The organism is Cellulomonas sp. P5_C5 (assembly GCF_054049655.1).
In genome coordinates this window covers 80,868-94,755 of record NZ_JBFULY010000007.1, presented here as the reverse complement: position 1 = coordinate 94,755, position 13,888 = coordinate 80,868, and the positions used below count along the sequence as shown (strand labels likewise).

13 protein-coding genes are annotated in these 13,888 nt (G+C 73.0%); 4 read left to right on the top strand and 9 right to left on the bottom strand.

Features of this window, described 5'->3' with window-relative positions; genetic code table 11:
- Positions 1-3 precede the first annotated feature (3 nt).
- Positions 4-867 carry a pyruvate formate-lyase-activating protein gene (gene pflA, locus ACXJKF_RS08565; protein ID WP_456787373.1) on the top strand — a complete coding sequence of 288 codons (864 nt, stop codon included), beginning with the start codon at positions 4-6 and terminating at the stop codon, positions 865-867.
- On the opposite strand, the gene ACXJKF_RS08560 is transcribed toward pflA, so the two are convergent.
- The 5 genes from ACXJKF_RS08560 to ACXJKF_RS08540 all read right to left on the bottom strand — a co-directional run bounded on the left by ACXJKF_RS08560 (position 864) and on the right by ACXJKF_RS08540 (position 6,893).
- A complete protein-coding gene (locus ACXJKF_RS08560; RefSeq protein ID WP_456787314.1) occupies positions 864-2,975 on the bottom strand; it encodes a 3-hydroxyacyl-CoA dehydrogenase NAD-binding domain-containing protein in 2,112 nt (703 codons plus the stop codon). The two genes, pflA and ACXJKF_RS08560, sit on opposite strands and share 4 nt — an antisense overlap.
- Positions 2,972-4,216: a thiolase family protein gene (locus tag ACXJKF_RS08555; protein ID WP_456787313.1), complete on the bottom strand. Its 1,245-nt coding sequence runs from the start codon at positions 4,214-4,216 to the stop codon at positions 2,972-2,974. Before ACXJKF_RS08555 ends, ACXJKF_RS08560 begins: the two co-directional genes overlap by 4 nt.
- 121 nt (positions 4,217-4,337) lie before the next feature.
- Complete coding sequence (locus tag ACXJKF_RS08550; protein WP_456787372.1) at positions 4,338-5,534, bottom strand: HRDC domain-containing protein; 1,197 nt, start codon at positions 5,532-5,534, stop codon at positions 4,338-4,340.
- Between the two features lie 187 nt (positions 5,535-5,721).
- Positions 5,722-6,123: a LuxR C-terminal-related transcriptional regulator gene (locus ACXJKF_RS08545; RefSeq protein ID WP_456787312.1), complete on the bottom strand. Its 402-nt coding sequence runs from the start codon at positions 6,121-6,123 to the stop codon at positions 5,722-5,724.
- A gap of 185 nt (positions 6,124-6,308) precedes the next feature.
- Positions 6,309-6,893, bottom strand: a complete 585-nt coding sequence (locus ACXJKF_RS08540) for a DUF3000 domain-containing protein (protein ID WP_456787311.1) — start codon at positions 6,891-6,893, stop codon at positions 6,309-6,311.
- A 71-nt stretch (positions 6,894-6,964) separates the two neighbouring features.
- Between ACXJKF_RS08540 and ACXJKF_RS08535 the strand changes: the two genes are divergently transcribed.
- Positions 6,965-7,108 (top strand): hypothetical protein, encoded by a 144-nt coding sequence (locus ACXJKF_RS08535; protein WP_456787310.1) that lies wholly within the window; start codon positions 6,965-6,967, stop codon positions 7,106-7,108.
- Positions 7,109-7,110: 2 nt separating this feature from the next.
- On the opposite strand, the gene ACXJKF_RS08530 is transcribed toward ACXJKF_RS08535, so the two are convergent.
- Positions 7,111-7,320 (bottom strand): YbdD/YjiX family protein, encoded by a 210-nt coding sequence (locus ACXJKF_RS08530; RefSeq protein WP_456787309.1) that lies wholly within the window; start codon positions 7,318-7,320, stop codon positions 7,111-7,113.
- Complete coding sequence (locus ACXJKF_RS08525) at positions 7,317-9,569, bottom strand: carbon starvation CstA family protein (protein WP_456787308.1); 2,253 nt, start codon at positions 9,567-9,569, stop codon at positions 7,317-7,319. The genes ACXJKF_RS08530 and ACXJKF_RS08525 overlap by 4 nt, the downstream gene beginning before the upstream one ends.
- Positions 9,570-9,820: 251 nt before the next feature.
- Between ACXJKF_RS08525 and gndA the strand changes: the two genes are divergently transcribed.
- Together gndA and ACXJKF_RS08515 are read left to right on the top strand one after the other, a co-directional pair.
- The gene (gene gndA, locus ACXJKF_RS08520; RefSeq protein ID WP_456787307.1) at positions 9,821-11,275 is read left to right on the top strand and encodes an NADP-dependent phosphogluconate dehydrogenase; all 1,455 of its coding nucleotides are present in this window, start codon (positions 9,821-9,823) and stop codon (positions 11,273-11,275) included.
- On the top strand, positions 11,272-12,531 hold the full coding sequence (locus ACXJKF_RS08515) for a carboxylate--amine ligase (protein WP_456787306.1): 1,260 nt from the start codon (positions 11,272-11,274) through the stop codon (positions 12,529-12,531). Before gndA ends, ACXJKF_RS08515 begins: the two co-directional genes overlap by 4 nt.
- 76 nt (positions 12,532-12,607) lie before the next feature.
- Here the strand turns inward: ACXJKF_RS08515 and ACXJKF_RS08510 are convergent, their stop codons facing one another.
- Together ACXJKF_RS08510 and ACXJKF_RS08505 are read right to left on the bottom strand one after the other, a co-directional pair.
- Positions 12,608-13,093 (bottom strand): hypothetical protein, encoded by a 486-nt coding sequence (locus tag ACXJKF_RS08510; RefSeq protein WP_456787305.1) that lies wholly within the window; start codon positions 13,091-13,093, stop codon positions 12,608-12,610.
- Positions 13,090-13,884, bottom strand: a complete 795-nt coding sequence (locus ACXJKF_RS08505; protein ID WP_456787304.1) for a dihydrofolate reductase family protein — start codon at positions 13,882-13,884, stop codon at positions 13,090-13,092. Before ACXJKF_RS08505 ends, ACXJKF_RS08510 begins: the two co-directional genes overlap by 4 nt.
- Positions 13,885-13,888 lie beyond the last annotated feature (4 nt).

The window sequence follows — 13,888 nt, the reverse complement described above, 5'->3', positions numbered from 1 at the left end:
ACCATGACCACCCAGGTGCACGACGTGGCTCCGTGGCCGACCGTGCACCTGGGTCTTCCCCGAGCGAGGTCCGGCACGGCCGGTCTCTCGTCGGTCGAGCTCGACCACTCCGCGCGCATGGCTGCCGTGCGCGCGGGGGACCTCGGGTCCGTGCACTCCTGGGAGCTGGTGACCGCGGTCGACGGCCCCGGCACGCGGTTGACGGTGTTCCTGGCCGGCTGCCCGTTGCAGTGCCTGTACTGCCACAACCCCGACACGATGCAGATGCGGCGCGGGACGGACGTGACGGCCGACGAGATCCTGGCGCGCGTCGCGCGGTACCGGACGGTGTTCGCCGCGACCGGGGGCGGTCTGACGATCTCGGGCGGAGAGCCCCTGATGCAGCCGGCGTTCGTCGCGCGGCTCCTGCGCGGGGCGAAGGCCATGGGCGTGCACACCACGGTGGACACGTCCGGCTTCCTGGGCAGCCAGTGCACCGACGCGATGCTCGCGGACGTCGATCTGGTGCTCCTCGACATCAAGTCCGGCCTGCCCGAGACCTACCGCCGCGTCACGGGGCGGGCTCTGCAGCCGACGCTGGACTTCGGGGCCCGGTTGCGGGACAGCGGGACGCGCACGTGGGTGCGGTTCGTCCTCGTCCCCGGCCTGACCGACGCACCGGAGAACGTCGAGGCGGTCGCGGACCACATCGTCGCCCTCGGGGACGTCGTCGAGCGCGTCGAGGTGCTGCCGTTCCACCAGATGGGGCGCGACAAGTGGGACGAGCTCGGGATGCGGTACGAGCTGGGGGACACGCAACCCCCGACCCCGGAGCTCGTCGAGCGCGTGCGCGCGACGTTCCGGGACCGGGGGCTGAGCGTCTTCTAGACCGCCGGGACGTTCGCGACGCCGTCGGGCAGGATCCGGCGCCCCAGCACGCGCTCGGAGTAGCCGGTGCGGTCCAGGTACGGCGTGAGCCCACCGAGGTGGAAGCCCCAGCCGGCGCCCAGGATCATGCACAGGTCGATCTGCTGCGGGGTGGCGACGACGCCCTCCTCCAGCATGTGCCCGACCTCGACCGTGAGGGCGGTGAGCACGCTGTCGAGCACACCGGCCTCGTCGAGCGGGGCGTCCCCGGTGCCCGTGCCGTCGAACACCGCCTGGATGGCGGGGTCGACCGGCTTGGGCAGTCCCTTGGCCTTCGCGGGCAGGACCACCGTGGTGCCGTCGGCGACGAGCTTCTCCAGGCCGGGCGAGCGCGGGAACCGGTCGCCCAGCTCCTCGCGCAGCGACGTCAGCACGTGCAGGCCCACGGCCGGTCCGACCAGGTCGAAGAGCTCGAACGGCGGCATGGGAAGGCCGAGCGGCCGCAGGGCGCGGTCCGCGACCTCGACCGGCGTGCCCTTCTCGACGGCGTCCACGATCACGCCGAGCAGCAGGACGAGCAGCCGGTTGACGACGAAGCCGGGACGGTCCGCGACGAGCACGGCTGTCTTGCGCAGCTTGGCGGCGACGGCGAACCCGGTGCCCAGCGCCTCGAGCGACGTGCGCTCGGCCTGCACGACTTCCACCAGCGGCATCGCGGCCACGGGGTTGAAGAAGTGCAGCCCGACCACGCGCTCGGGGTGCTGCAGGTCGGCGGCCATCGCGGTCACCGAGAGCGCGGACGTGTTCGTCGCGAGGATCGTCGTCGGGGAGATGACCGTCTCCAGCTCGGCGAAGACCTTCTTCTTCAGGTCGAGGATCTCGGTGACCGCCTCGATGACGAGGTCGCAGGTGGCGAACTCGGCGAGGTCCGTCGTGCCCTGGATCGAGCCGACCAGCCTGCTCGCGGCGGACTCGCTCATGCGGCCCGTCGAGGTGAGGCGCTCGACGGAGGACCGCACCGCGGCGAGGCCCTTGTCGACGCGCTCCTGGTCGAGGTCGCGCATGACGACCGGGACGCCGAGGCGCTGCGCGAACAGCATCGCGATCTGCGCCGCCATGAGCCCCGCGCCGACGATGCCGACCCGGGTGACGGGCTGCGCCAGCGACCGGTCGGGGGCGCCGACGGGCTTCTTGCCGCCGGAGACGAGCCCGAACGCGTACACCGACGCGCGCATCTCGTCGCTCATGATCAGGTCGGCGAGCGCCTCGTCCTCGGCCGCGAAGGCCTCCTCACGCGACGCGGTGCGCGCGGCGGCGACCAGGTCGAGCGCGCGGTACGGCGCCGGCCGCGAGCGGTTGATGACCGCGTCGAGGCGCTGACGGGCCGCCGCGACGACGCCGTCCCAGACCTCGGCGCTGTCGAGCTCACGACGGGGGACGACGACCTCGCCGGTCACCACGCGGGCAGCCCAGCGGATGGACTCCTCCAGGAAGTCGGCCGGGTCGAGGACGACGTCCATGAGGCCGATCGTCGTGGCCTCGACCGCGGCGAACGGCTTGTTCGCCGCGGGTCGCGTGAGGATGACGTCGAGCGCCTTCTCGATCCCGACGAGCCGCGGCACGATGTAGGCGCCGCCCCAGCCGGGCACCAGGCCCAGGCCGGTCTCCGGGAGGGCCAGTGCGCGGACGTCGGACGCCACCGTGCGGTAGTCGCAGTTCAGCGCCAGCTCGAGGCCGCCGCCCAGGGCGACACCGTTGACGAACGCGAACGTCGGGACGCCCATCGAGTGCAGCAGCTCGTAGGCCTTGTGCCCACCCTGGCCGAGCGCGAGCGCTCCCTCGCGCCCGGGGACGGTCCCGATCTGCGTGAGGTCCGCACCGGCGGCCAGGTAGTACGGCTTGCCGGTGACGGCGACGGCGGCGACCTCGCCGGCCGCGACGCGCGCCTGGACGGCCGTGAGCGTGGCGGTCAGCTCGGCGATGCCCAGCGGGCCCAGCGTCGTCGGCTTGGTGTGGTCGAGGCCGTTGTCGATGGTGACGAGCACCAGCGTGCCGACGCCGCCGGGCAGGGTGACGTCACGGGCGATGGCGTGGCTGACGCGCTCAGCGCGAGGAGTCTCGGTAGTCACTTGCTGTCCCCCTCGAAGGGCTCGTAGTCGGCGTGGTGCGGGTTCTCCCAGATGACGGTCCCGCCCTGGCCCAGGCCCACGCACATCGTCGTCAGGCCGAAGCGGACGTCCGGGTTCTCCTCGAACTGGCGGGCCAGCTGCGTCATCAGGCGCACGCCCGACGAGGCCAGCGGGTGACCCACGGCGATCGCGCCGCCGTACTGGTTGACGCGGGGGTCGTCGTCGGCGATCCCGAAGGCGTCGAGGAACGACAGCACCTGGACGGCGAACGCCTCGTTGATCTCGAACAGGCCGATGTCCTCGATGGACAGGCCGGCGCGCTCCAGCGCCTTGACGGTCGCCGGGACCGGGCCGATGCCCATGATCTCGGGCTCGACGCCGGCGTACGCGAAGGACACCAGGCGCATGCGCGTCGGCAGTCCCAGCTCGGCGGCCGTCTCCTCGGCGGCCAGCAGGCAGGACGCCGCGCCGTCGGTCAGGGGTGCGGCGGTGCCGGCGGTGACGCGGCCACCCGCGCGGAACGGCGTGGACAGCTTCTGGATCGCCTCGACCGTGGTGCCGGGGCGCGGCGGCTCGTCGGCGGTGGCCAGGCCCCAGCCGTTCTCCGGGTCGCGCAGCGCGACCGGGACCAGGTCCGGGTCGATCTTGCCGGCGGCCAGCGCGGCGGCGTACTTGTCCTGGCTGGCGACGCCGTACGCGTCGGCCCGCTCGCGCGTCAGAGCGGGGAACTTGTCGTGCAGGTTCTCGGCCGTGACCCCCATGTTCAGGGCGTCGTTGGCGACGAGCCGCTCGGACAGGAACCGCGGGTTCGGGTCCGCGTCGAAGCCCATCGGGTGGTGCCCCATGTGCTCGACACCGCCGGCCAGGGCGACGTCCTGCGCCCCGAAACCGATCGCGGCCGCCGTGTTCGTCACCGCGGTCATCGCGCCGGCGCACATACGGTCGATCGCGTACCCGGGTACCGACCGGGGGAGCCCGGACAGCACGCCGACGGTGCGGCCGAGCGTCAGGCCCTGGTCGCCCTGCTGCGTGGTGGCCGCGATGGCGACCTCGTCGATGCGCTCGGGCGGGAGCTGGGGGTGGCGGCGCAGCAGCTCGCGGACGGTCTTGACCGAGAGGTCGTCGGCGCGGGTGTGGGCGTACAGCCCGTCCTTGCGCGCGCGGCCGAACGGGGTGCGGACCCCGTCGACGAACACGACGCGGCGGACCAGTGCTGCGGGGCGGGGAGATGCGGTGGGCATCGAGCCTCCAGGGCGGGACGGCGGTGTCCGACGAGCACGCGAGAGCGGGCCCGCGACGACCGACGCTACCCGGGTCTCCCGGGCAGAGCCAGCCGTAAGTTACTCCAGAGTAACACCGGCGTCAGGCGCGCGGGAGAGCCTCGAACGCGTCGGCGAGAGGCTGTGCGGCCAGCCCGATCTGCCAGGGCCGTGCACCGCCGGCCTGCAGGAAGCCGGAGATCCCCTCGACGTCGAGGACCGCCGGCGGCGTCCAGCACAGCCGGCGCAGCAGGTCGGGCTGCAGGAGGTTCTCCGCCGGCACCTCATGGGTGGTCGACAGGCCGACGATGACGTCGCGGGCAGCGGCCAGCCGCGCCGCGGCGCCCGGGTCCTTCTCCGCCCACGCCCGCGGCGGCGGAGGGGCGTCGCTCTTGGGGCCGCGCACCGACGGCAGGTCCGCGTCGGGCGTCGCCAGGCCACGATCGACGGCCGACTGCCAGAGGGCCGCCCGGCGACGGGTGCCCTTGCCGGCGAACGCGGGGAGCGCCGTCAGCTCGGGGACGGACCGGGGCAGGGCCTGCGCCGCGGAGACGATCGCGTGGTCGGGCAGGACACGGCCGGGGGAGATGTCGCGGGTGCGGGCGTTCTGGTCGCGCGTGAGCCACAGCTCGCGGACGACGGCCAGACGGCGCGCGTCGCGGATCGCGTGCAGACCGGAGACCCGCCGCCACGGCTCGACCCGGGGCGGCGGGAGCGGTGCGGTGCGGACGGCCTCGAACTCCTGCGCCGCCCACTCGGCCTTGCCGGCGACGGCCAGGCGCTCGGCCAGCACCTCCCGGAGCTCGACGAGCACCTCGACGTCGAGCGCCGCGTACCGCAGCCACTCGGACGGCAGCGGGCGGGTGGACCAGTCGACCGCGGAGTGCTCCTTGGCCAGACCCAGCCCGAGCGCATCGGCCACGACCGCGGCGAGCCCCACCCGTTCCAGGCCCAGCAACCGGGCGCCGAGCTCGGTGTCGAACACCCGGCTCGGCTTCAGTCCCTGCTCGGCGAGGCCCGGCAGGTCCTGCGAGGCGGCGTGCAGGACCCACTCGACGCCGACGAGCGCGTCCGACAGCGACGACAGGTCCGGCACGGCGATCGGGTCGATGAGGGCCGTCCCGGCGCCCTCGCGCCGCAGCTGCACCAGGTAGGTCCGCTGGCCGTAGCGGTAGCCGGAGGCGCGCTCGGCATCCACGGCCACGGGCCCGGTGCCGGCGCCGAAGGCGGCGACGACAGCGGCCAGGGCCTCGGCCGTCTCGACGACGGGCGGGATGCCCTCGGCGGGCTCGGTGAGCATCGTGATCTGGGGGAGGTCGACCTCGGCCTCCGGAGCGGTGCTCGGAGGCGGCACGGGCCCCTCGGCAGGGTCGCCGGTGGTCACCTCGGGTCGCATGAGGACCACGGTAAGCGACGACGCCGACGCTTCTGTGCAGGCCGCGCGCGCCGTGGGGTACTTCCACCCCGACGGCGTCTGTACAGGCAGGTCAGGCGAGCACGCCGCCGCGGATGGAGATGGCGACGAGCTCCGCGCGGTCACCCGTGCCGAGCTTGCGCGAGATCCGCGCCAGGTGGCTCTTCACGGTGAGGGCCGACAGGCCCAGGTCCTCGCCGATGAGGCGGTTGGTGCGCCCGTCGGCGACGAGCTTGAGGACGCTGATCTCGCGTGCGGTCAGCTCGGGCAGCGGCGGAGGCGGAGCGGCCGCGACGGCGGCGCGCTGCAGGCTCGGCGCGGTGGAGCCGGCGACGACGCCGCGCAGGCCGCCCTGGAGCAGGATGCCCAGCTCGGGACGGCTGGCGCGCCGGGTGAGGACCACGACGCGAGGGGCGCCGCGGCGGCGCAGGTTGCGCACCAGGGGAGCGCCGTCGCCGTCGGCCACCTCGGTCACGACGACGCACATCTGCTGCGCGGAGGGCGGAGGAGTGCGCGAGCCAGCCACGGAGGGCCTGAGCTCGGGCCGTCGGGCCGGGGCCAGGTCGCGTCGCAAGGGCTCGATGGTCACGTGCCAGTCATCGGCATCGTGACCTGTTGACTTGAGCCGGATCCTGTGTGCGGGCCCCCCCGAGCCTGGGATCAGCGTCTCGGCCCGAAGGCGATGACGCCGTCGGGCAGTGGTTCGAGCCCTGCTGCGGTGCACAGCAGGGTGCCCCAGGCCTGGAGATGGGGCCCCAGGTCCTCGTCGGCAGCGGTCCACGAGGCGCGGATCTCCAGCTCCGTCTGCTCCGAGCGACGCTCCAGGGCGCCGAAGCTCTGCGACAGCACCCGCGTGACGGTCCCGCCCGCGGCGTGCGTGTCGAGGCCCGACTCCTCCAGGGCGTCCGTGAACCAGGTCCACGCCACCTCCGCGAGCAGCGGATCCGCGCCGACCTCGGCCTCGAGCGTCGCCCGCACGAGCGTGACCAGACGGAACCGGCCCTCCCAGGCCTCCTGGCCCGCAGGGTCGTACAGGACGACGAACCGGCCGGACGCGAGCTCAGCCGCCGCGACGGAACGGCGGGCCGTGCGCACCTCGGCGGTGAGCGCGGCGGAGAACGGGGCGATGCGGGCCGGGCCGGGCACCTCGTCGAGGACGACCTCGGGACGGACGGTCACCCGGCGCAACGAGCGCAGCGCGTTGACGAACTCGGCGGGGACGTCGTCCGGACCAGCGGGTGTCACGCTGTGGAGCGTACGGGTGGGGGAGTCTGTACGCGTGTCCGGCACGCCGCTCGCACGGCGCCGTCCTCGGGTTGCCGGGCCAGTCGGCCCCCAAGCTCGTCGACGACCCGCTGCGCCGGGCCCAGATCCTCTACCTGGTCCTGCTCCCGTTCGCCGTCCTCATGGTCCGACGACTCGCCGTGGCGGGCCGGTCCGTCGAGGCCGGGTCCCGGTGACGTCAGCAGCACCGCGCCCCCGGGTGCGCGTCCTGCTCCGCGTGGCGTGCACGCCAGTAGGCCGCCTCCGACCCGGGGTCGGTGCCGGGGTGCACCCGCGCGACGTGCGCGACGTAGCGGGCGTAGTCCTGCTCGCCGAGCAGTGCGGCCGTGTACCAGCGCACCGCCCGGCCCGCCCGCAGGATCGGGTGCAGGACGCGGCGCGGGTTCACCGCCCTGCTCCCGTCGCGGCGCCCTCGCGCTCGCGCTCGTCCCAGAGGGCCTGGACCTCCCGCTCGGCGGCGGTGGGGACCATCCCGCGCGGCGCGAAGATCCGCGACGGCTCGTCCGGCTCCTCCGTGGTGGGCAGGCCGCCGGCGCGCACGGACCGCGCCATCACGACCGCGCCGACCACCACGACGATCAGCACCAGGACGGCGAAGATGATCGACAGCGTCCCCTGGATGGCCGTGTTGCGGATCACGGCGTCCATCGCCTCGGGCGACGTCGCGACGCCGAAGGTCTCCTCGCCCGCGGCCTTCGCGTCCTGGAAGGCCCGGTGCTGCGCCCAGTACCCGATGCGCGGCTCGCTGGAGAAGATCTTCTGGTACGACGCGGTCATCGTGACCACCAGGTCCCACACCAGGGGGACGGCGGGGATCCACACCCAGCGGTAGAGCTGCTTCTTGACGACGACGACGGTCACGACGGTCAGGGCGATGGCGGCGAGGAGCTGGTTGGCGATCCCGAAGAGCGGGAAGAGGGTGTTGATCCCGCCGAGCGGGTCGGTGACCCCCATCAGGAGGATCGCGCCCCAGAGGACCACGACGACGACCGAGCAGATCCAGGCGCCGACGCGCCAGGACGGGTCGCGGAACTTGCGCAGCGGTCCGCCGATGTTGCCCAGGCTGTCGGAGAGCATGAACCGCGCGACGCGGGTGCCCGCGTCCACGGTGGTCAGGATGAACAGGGCCTCGAACATGATCGCGAAGTGGTACCAGAACGCGGCCAGCCCGGTGCCGCCGAAGACCGAGCTGAGCACCTGCGACATGCCGAACGCGAGGGTCGGTGCACCGCCGGTCCGGGACACGACCGACTCCTCGCCGACCACCTCGGCGGCACGCTCGATCTCCTCGGCGGTGATCGGTGGGCCGCTCAGTCCGAGACCGTTGACGTACTCGGCCGCCGTCTCGGCCGTGCCGCCCGTCGCGCCGGCCGGGGCGTTCATCGCGAAGTAGAGGTGCTGGTCGATGATCACGGCGGTGATCAGCGCCATCACGGCGACGAACGACTCGGTGAGCATGGCGCCGTACCCGATGGGCCGCGCCTGGCTCTCCTTCTCCAGCAGCTTCGGTGTGGTTCCCGAGGCGATCAGCGAGTGGAACCCGGACAGCGCCCCGCAGGCGATCGTGATGAAGAGGAACGGGAACAGGGTGCCGGCGAAGACCGGGCCGTCGCCGCTGCGCGCGAACGTCGACACGGCCGGCGCCTGCACCTCCGGCCGCGCGATGAGGATGCCGACCGCGAGGAGCACGATCACGCCGACCTTCATGAAGGTCGACAGGTAGTCGCGCGGCGCGAGCAGCAGCCACACCGGCAGCACCGACGCCGCGAACCCGTACGCGGCCAGCCACCAGGCGAGCGCCACCGGGCTCAGCGTGAACCAGTCCTGGCCCCACTGCGTCTCGGCCACCCAGCCGCCGGAGACGATCGCGAGCAGCAGCAGCCCGACGCCGATCACCGTGACCTCGGAGATGCGGCCGGGACGCAGGAAGCGCAGGTAGACGCCCATGAAGAGGGCGATCGGGATCGTCATCGCGATGGAGAAGACGCCCCACGGGCTCTCCGCCAGGGCGTTGACCACCACGAGCGCCAGCACCGCGATGATGATGATCATGATGACGAACACGGCGACGAGCGCCGCGACGCCGCCGAAGCGTCCGAGCTCGTCGCGCGCCATCTGACCCAGGCTGCGGCCGCGGCGACGGACCGAGATCGAGAGCACCAGGTAGTCCTGGACTGCGCCGCCGAGGACGCAGCCGACGATGATCCAGACGGTGCCGGGCAGGTAGCCCATCTGGGCCGCCAGCACCGGCCCGACCAGCGGCCCCGCACCGGCGATCGCGGCGAAGTGGTGCCCGAACAGCACGCGCCGGTCCGTCGGCATGAAGTCCTTGGCGTTGTCGTGCAGCTCGGCCGGGGTGGCCCGGTCGTTGCGCGGACGCACGATCTTGGCCTCGACGAGCCGCGCGTAGAACCGGTACGCGATGACGTACGTGCACACCGCGGCGAACACGAACCACACCGCGTTGACCGCCTCGCCGCGCACCAGGGCGACCACCGACCACGCGACCGCGCCGACGAGGGCGACGACGGTGAACAGGACGCGCCGCGACGCGGGCATCGGACCCCGTTCGAGGACGGCGACCGGAGGGAGGTCCGGGTCGGTCCGGATCTGCTCGGTCTGCGTGCGCGCATCCATGGCTGTCCCCTTCGACGTCGTCGTCGAGCAGCACCGACGCTACGCGGGGCGAGCGGCTGCGCAACCGCACCCGTCTCGCCGTCCGGGCGCCCGCCCGTGCCCGTGCGCACCGGACTAGGCTGACCGCGCACCCAGAACCCCCGGACGTCGCCCTGCCCGACCGGCGCCCGCACGTGCCCCCACGTGCGCGCGCTGCGCTCGCTGCCGCGGCACGACACGAGCCGGGCCGTCGATCGAAGGAGCTCTCCCGCATGGTCGCCTCAGGAACCGCCACCGGAACCGCGCAGATCGGTGTCACGGGGTTGGCGGTGATGGGCCGCAACCTCGCCCGGAACTTTGCACGCAACGGGTTCACCGTGGCGATCCACAACCGCTCGTACGCCAAGACCGAGTCGCTCGTCGCGGACCACGGCGACGAGGGCGTGTTCGTCCCGTCCGAGTCGGTCGAGGACTTCGTCGCGTCGCTCGCGCGGCCCCGCAAGGTCGTCGTCATGGTCAAGGCCGGCGGTCCCACCGACGCGGTCATCGACGAGCTGGTGCCCTTCCTGGAGGAGGGCGACATCGTCGTGGACGCGGGCAACGCGCACTTCCCCGACACCATCCGGCGCGAGGCCGCACTGCGCGAGAAGGGCCTGCACTTCGTCGGCTCGGGCGTCTCCGGCGGTGAGGAGGGTGCGCTGCTCGGCCCGTCGATCATGCCCGGCGGCACGAAGGAGTCCTACGAGTCGCTCGGCCCGATCCTCGAGAAGATCTCGGCCAAGGTCGACGGCGTGCCGTGCTGCACGTACGTCGGTCCCGACGGCGCCGGCCACTTCGTGAAGATGGTCCACAACGGCATCGAGTACGCCGACATGCAGCTCATCGCGGAGGCGTACGACCTGCTGCGCCAGGGGCTGGGTGCCTCGGCCGCGGAGATCGGGCAGATCTTCGCCGACTGGAACACCGGCGACCTCGAGTCGTTCCTCATCGAGATCACCGCCGACGTCCTGCAGCACGTCGACGCCGAGACAGGGTCGGCGTTCGTCGACATCGTGCTCGACCAGGCCGAGCAGAAGGGCACCGGGCGCTGGACCGTGCAGAACGGTCTGGACCTCGGCGTGCCGATCACGGGTATCGCGGAGGCCACGTTCGCCCGCGCGCTGTCCGGCTCGGTGCCGCAGCGCACGGCCGCCGCCGGCGTCCTGCAGGCCCACACCACGGCGTGGGACGTCACCGACCGCGACGCGTTCATCGAGGACGTCCGGCTCGCGCTGTACGCGTCCAAGGTCGTCGCGTACTCGCAGGGCTTCGACCAGATCGCCGCGGCGAGCGCCGAGTTCGGCTGGGACATCGACCGCGGTGCCATGGCCCGCATCTGGCGGGGTGGCTGCATCATCCGCGCCCGCTTCCTCAACCGCATCACCGAGGCGTACGAGCGCGACGCGCACCTGCCCCTGCTGCTCGCCGACGAGTACTTCACCGGCGCGGTCGGCAACGGTGTCGAGGCGTGGCGCCGGATCGTCTCGGGCGCGGCGCTGCACGGCGTGCCCACCCCGGCGTTCTCGTCGTCGCTCGCGTACTACGACGGTGTCCGCGCCGAGCGCCTGCCCGCAGCCCTGATCCAGGCGCAGCGTGACTTCTTCGGTGCGCACACGTACCGCCGCACGGACAAGGACGGCACGTTCCACACCACCTGGTCGGGCGACCGCTCCGAGCAGACGGCGTGAGCGACGGGTCATCGGCTGCAGCGGCCTCCGGGCCGCTGCAGCCCGTCATCCTGGGCGCCGACATCGGCGTGTACGCCCTCGCCCGCTCGTTCCACGAGGCCTACGGCGTCACGTCGGTCGTCGTCGCCGGTGCGGCCCTCGGGCCCGTCGCGCACTCGCGCATCGTCCGGCACGAGATCGTCGACGACGGCCACGACCCCCGCCAGCTGGTGGACCGGCTGGTGGCCGTCGCGCAGTCGATGCCGGACCGCCGGCTGCTGCTCATGGCCAACTCGGACTGGCTGGTCCGTGTCGTCGTCCAGCACCGCGCGCTGCTGGAGCAGTACTACGTCGTCCCGTTCCTGTCCGAGCACCTGCTCGACCAGATCTCGGACAAGGCCACGTTCGCGCAGGTCTGCGACGACCTCGGCATCTCGGTGCCGCGGACGCTGGTGCAGGAGTTCGGCTCCGCCGAGCCGTGGGAGGCCGTCACGGTCGACCTCGAGTACCCGCTGATCGCGAAGGCGGCCAGCAGCGCCGACTACCAGGACGTCGAGTTCGAGGGCAAGAAGAAGGTCTTCGAGATCGCCACGCCCGACGAGCTCGCGTGGCTCTGGGAGGCGCTGCGCACGGCGGGGTACCGCGGGCGGTTCGTGGTGCAGGAGCTCGTACCGGGGGACGACACGCAGATGCGGTCCATCACCGCCTACGTCGACTCGCGGGGTGAGATCACGCTGCTCGCCTCGGCACACGTGCTGCTCGAGGAGCACACGCCGTCCGGGCTCGGGAACCCGGCGGCGATGATCACGTACCGCGACGACCCGATGCTCGCGCAGGCGCGCACGTTCCTCGCGTCGACGGGGTACCGGGGGTTCGCCAACTTCGACGTGAAGGTCGACCCGCGGACCGGGCAGTTCCGGTTCTTCGAGGTCAACCCGCGGATCGGCCGGAACAACTACTACGTGACCGCTGCGGGCGCCAACCCGATGCGCTTCGTCGTCGAGGACGCCGTCGAGGGTCGCTCGGTCGCGCCCGTGGTCGTCGACAAGGAGATCCTCTACTCCGTGGTCCCGCACCGGTTGCTGCTCCGCTACGTGCGCGACCCGCAGCTGGCGGCGCGGGTGCGGCGGCTCATGAAGGCGAAGGCCGTCGCGCACCCGCTGGCGTACAAGGGCGACCTGTCGCCGCGGCGGCGCCTCTACGTCGCGATGGCGCTGGTCAACCAGGTCCGCAAGTTCCGCCGGTACTACCCGACGGTCACCGAGACCGGGTTCTAACCCGCCACGACGCGGGTCGAGGCCTGTCGTGGCGAAGGGCGGCGCACCGTGCGGGTGCGTCGCCCTTCGCCGTGCGTCAGCCGAGCTCGCTGGTTCCCGAGTACAGGTGCAGGACGGGGACTCGGAGCTCCTCGCGTGCCCGCGAGGCCCAGTCGCGGTGGAACGTGTCCTCGACCGCGTGCGGGTAGGTGACGACGGCCACCTCCACCACGTCACCGTCCGCGACGGCGCTCCGCAGGGCGGGCAGCGGGTCGTCGTCGACCACCGACCCGGTGGCCTCCCGACCGGCGGCGACGAACGCCGCGATGCTGCCGGCGAGCTGCTCGTCGGCGGTGGCCTTCGCCTCGTGCGACGACGGCTCCTTGCCGAGGGCGCGGTGCCACGCCTCCTTGAGCTCGCCGAGGCTGAGGTTGTCGATGATCGTGGAGACGAGCGGGCGGTCCGTGTCCGCCGGGACGAGGACGCGGTACGCGTACGTCTCGCCCTCGTGCAGGGCGAGCAGCTTCTCGACGTCGGCGCTGGCGAGGGTGTCCTCCGTGAGGACGATGATCGTGTCGGTCACGCGCCGAGCCTAGCCACCCGCCAGCGACCCAGCAGCACGCCGTCCGCGTGGAGCAGGTGCGCCAGGGTCAGCGCACGCGGTGGCGCGAACCAGGTCGGCAGGTGGCTGATGCGCGCGGCGGGCCCGCCGACCAGCTGCGGGCTCCACGTCAGGCACAGCTCGTCGACCAGGTCCGCGTCCACCAGCTGGGCCAGCAGCGTCGGACCGCCCTCGGCCAGCACGTGCAACAGGCCGCGCTCGCGCAGGGCTGCGACGACGGCGCGAGGATCGACGGCGCCGGGCACGCCGCCGTCCGCGACGACCACCCGGTCCTCGCCGAGGCGGGACCGGAGCGCGTCGAGCGACGGGGCCGAGGAGGTGGTGAGCACCAGCGGCGGACGGTCGGTGTCGAGCAGGGAGTCCGGGAGCTCGCCGCTCGCCGTGACGACGGCGAGCTCGAGCGCGTCGGGACGACCGAGCGTCGCGCGCGCCGCCCGCAGCTCGGCGGGGACGTCGAGCGGTGTGTACCGCTCCGCGCGGACGGTGCCGGCGCCCACCAGGACCACGTCCGCCAGAGCGCGCAGCACGCGGAAGACGCGCAGGTCCGCGGGGCCGTTGATCGAGCCGCTGACCCGGTTGGCACCCGTCGCGGCGCCGTCGACCGTGCTCACCATGTTGGCGCGCACGTGGACGCCCGACGTCGGCGGGTCCGTGAAGAGGGCGATCAGCTCGGCCTCGTCGGAGCGGGGCGCGAGCAGGCGTGCGGGCGCGTCGGCGGGGAGCAGGACGTCGAGCGCGGGCAGGTCGGGCACGTCC

Coding starts and splice junctions, on each gene's coding strand:
- pflA (WP_456787373.1), top strand. CDS start 4: ATGACCACCCAGGTGCACGACGTGGCTCCGTGGCCGACCGTGCACCTG.
- ACXJKF_RS08555 (WP_456787313.1), bottom strand. CDS start 4,216: ATGCCCACCGCATCTCCCCGCCCCGCAGCACTGGTCCGCCGCGTCGTG.
- ACXJKF_RS08550 (WP_456787372.1), bottom strand. CDS start 5,534: ATGCTCACCGAGCCCGCCGAGGGCATCCCGCCCGTCGTCGAGACGGCC.
- ACXJKF_RS08525 (WP_456787308.1), bottom strand. CDS start 9,569: ATGGATGCGCGCACGCAGACCGAGCAGATCCGGACCGACCCGGACCTC.
- gndA (WP_456787307.1), top strand. CDS start 9,821: ATGGTCGCCTCAGGAACCGCCACCGGAACCGCGCAGATCGGTGTCACG.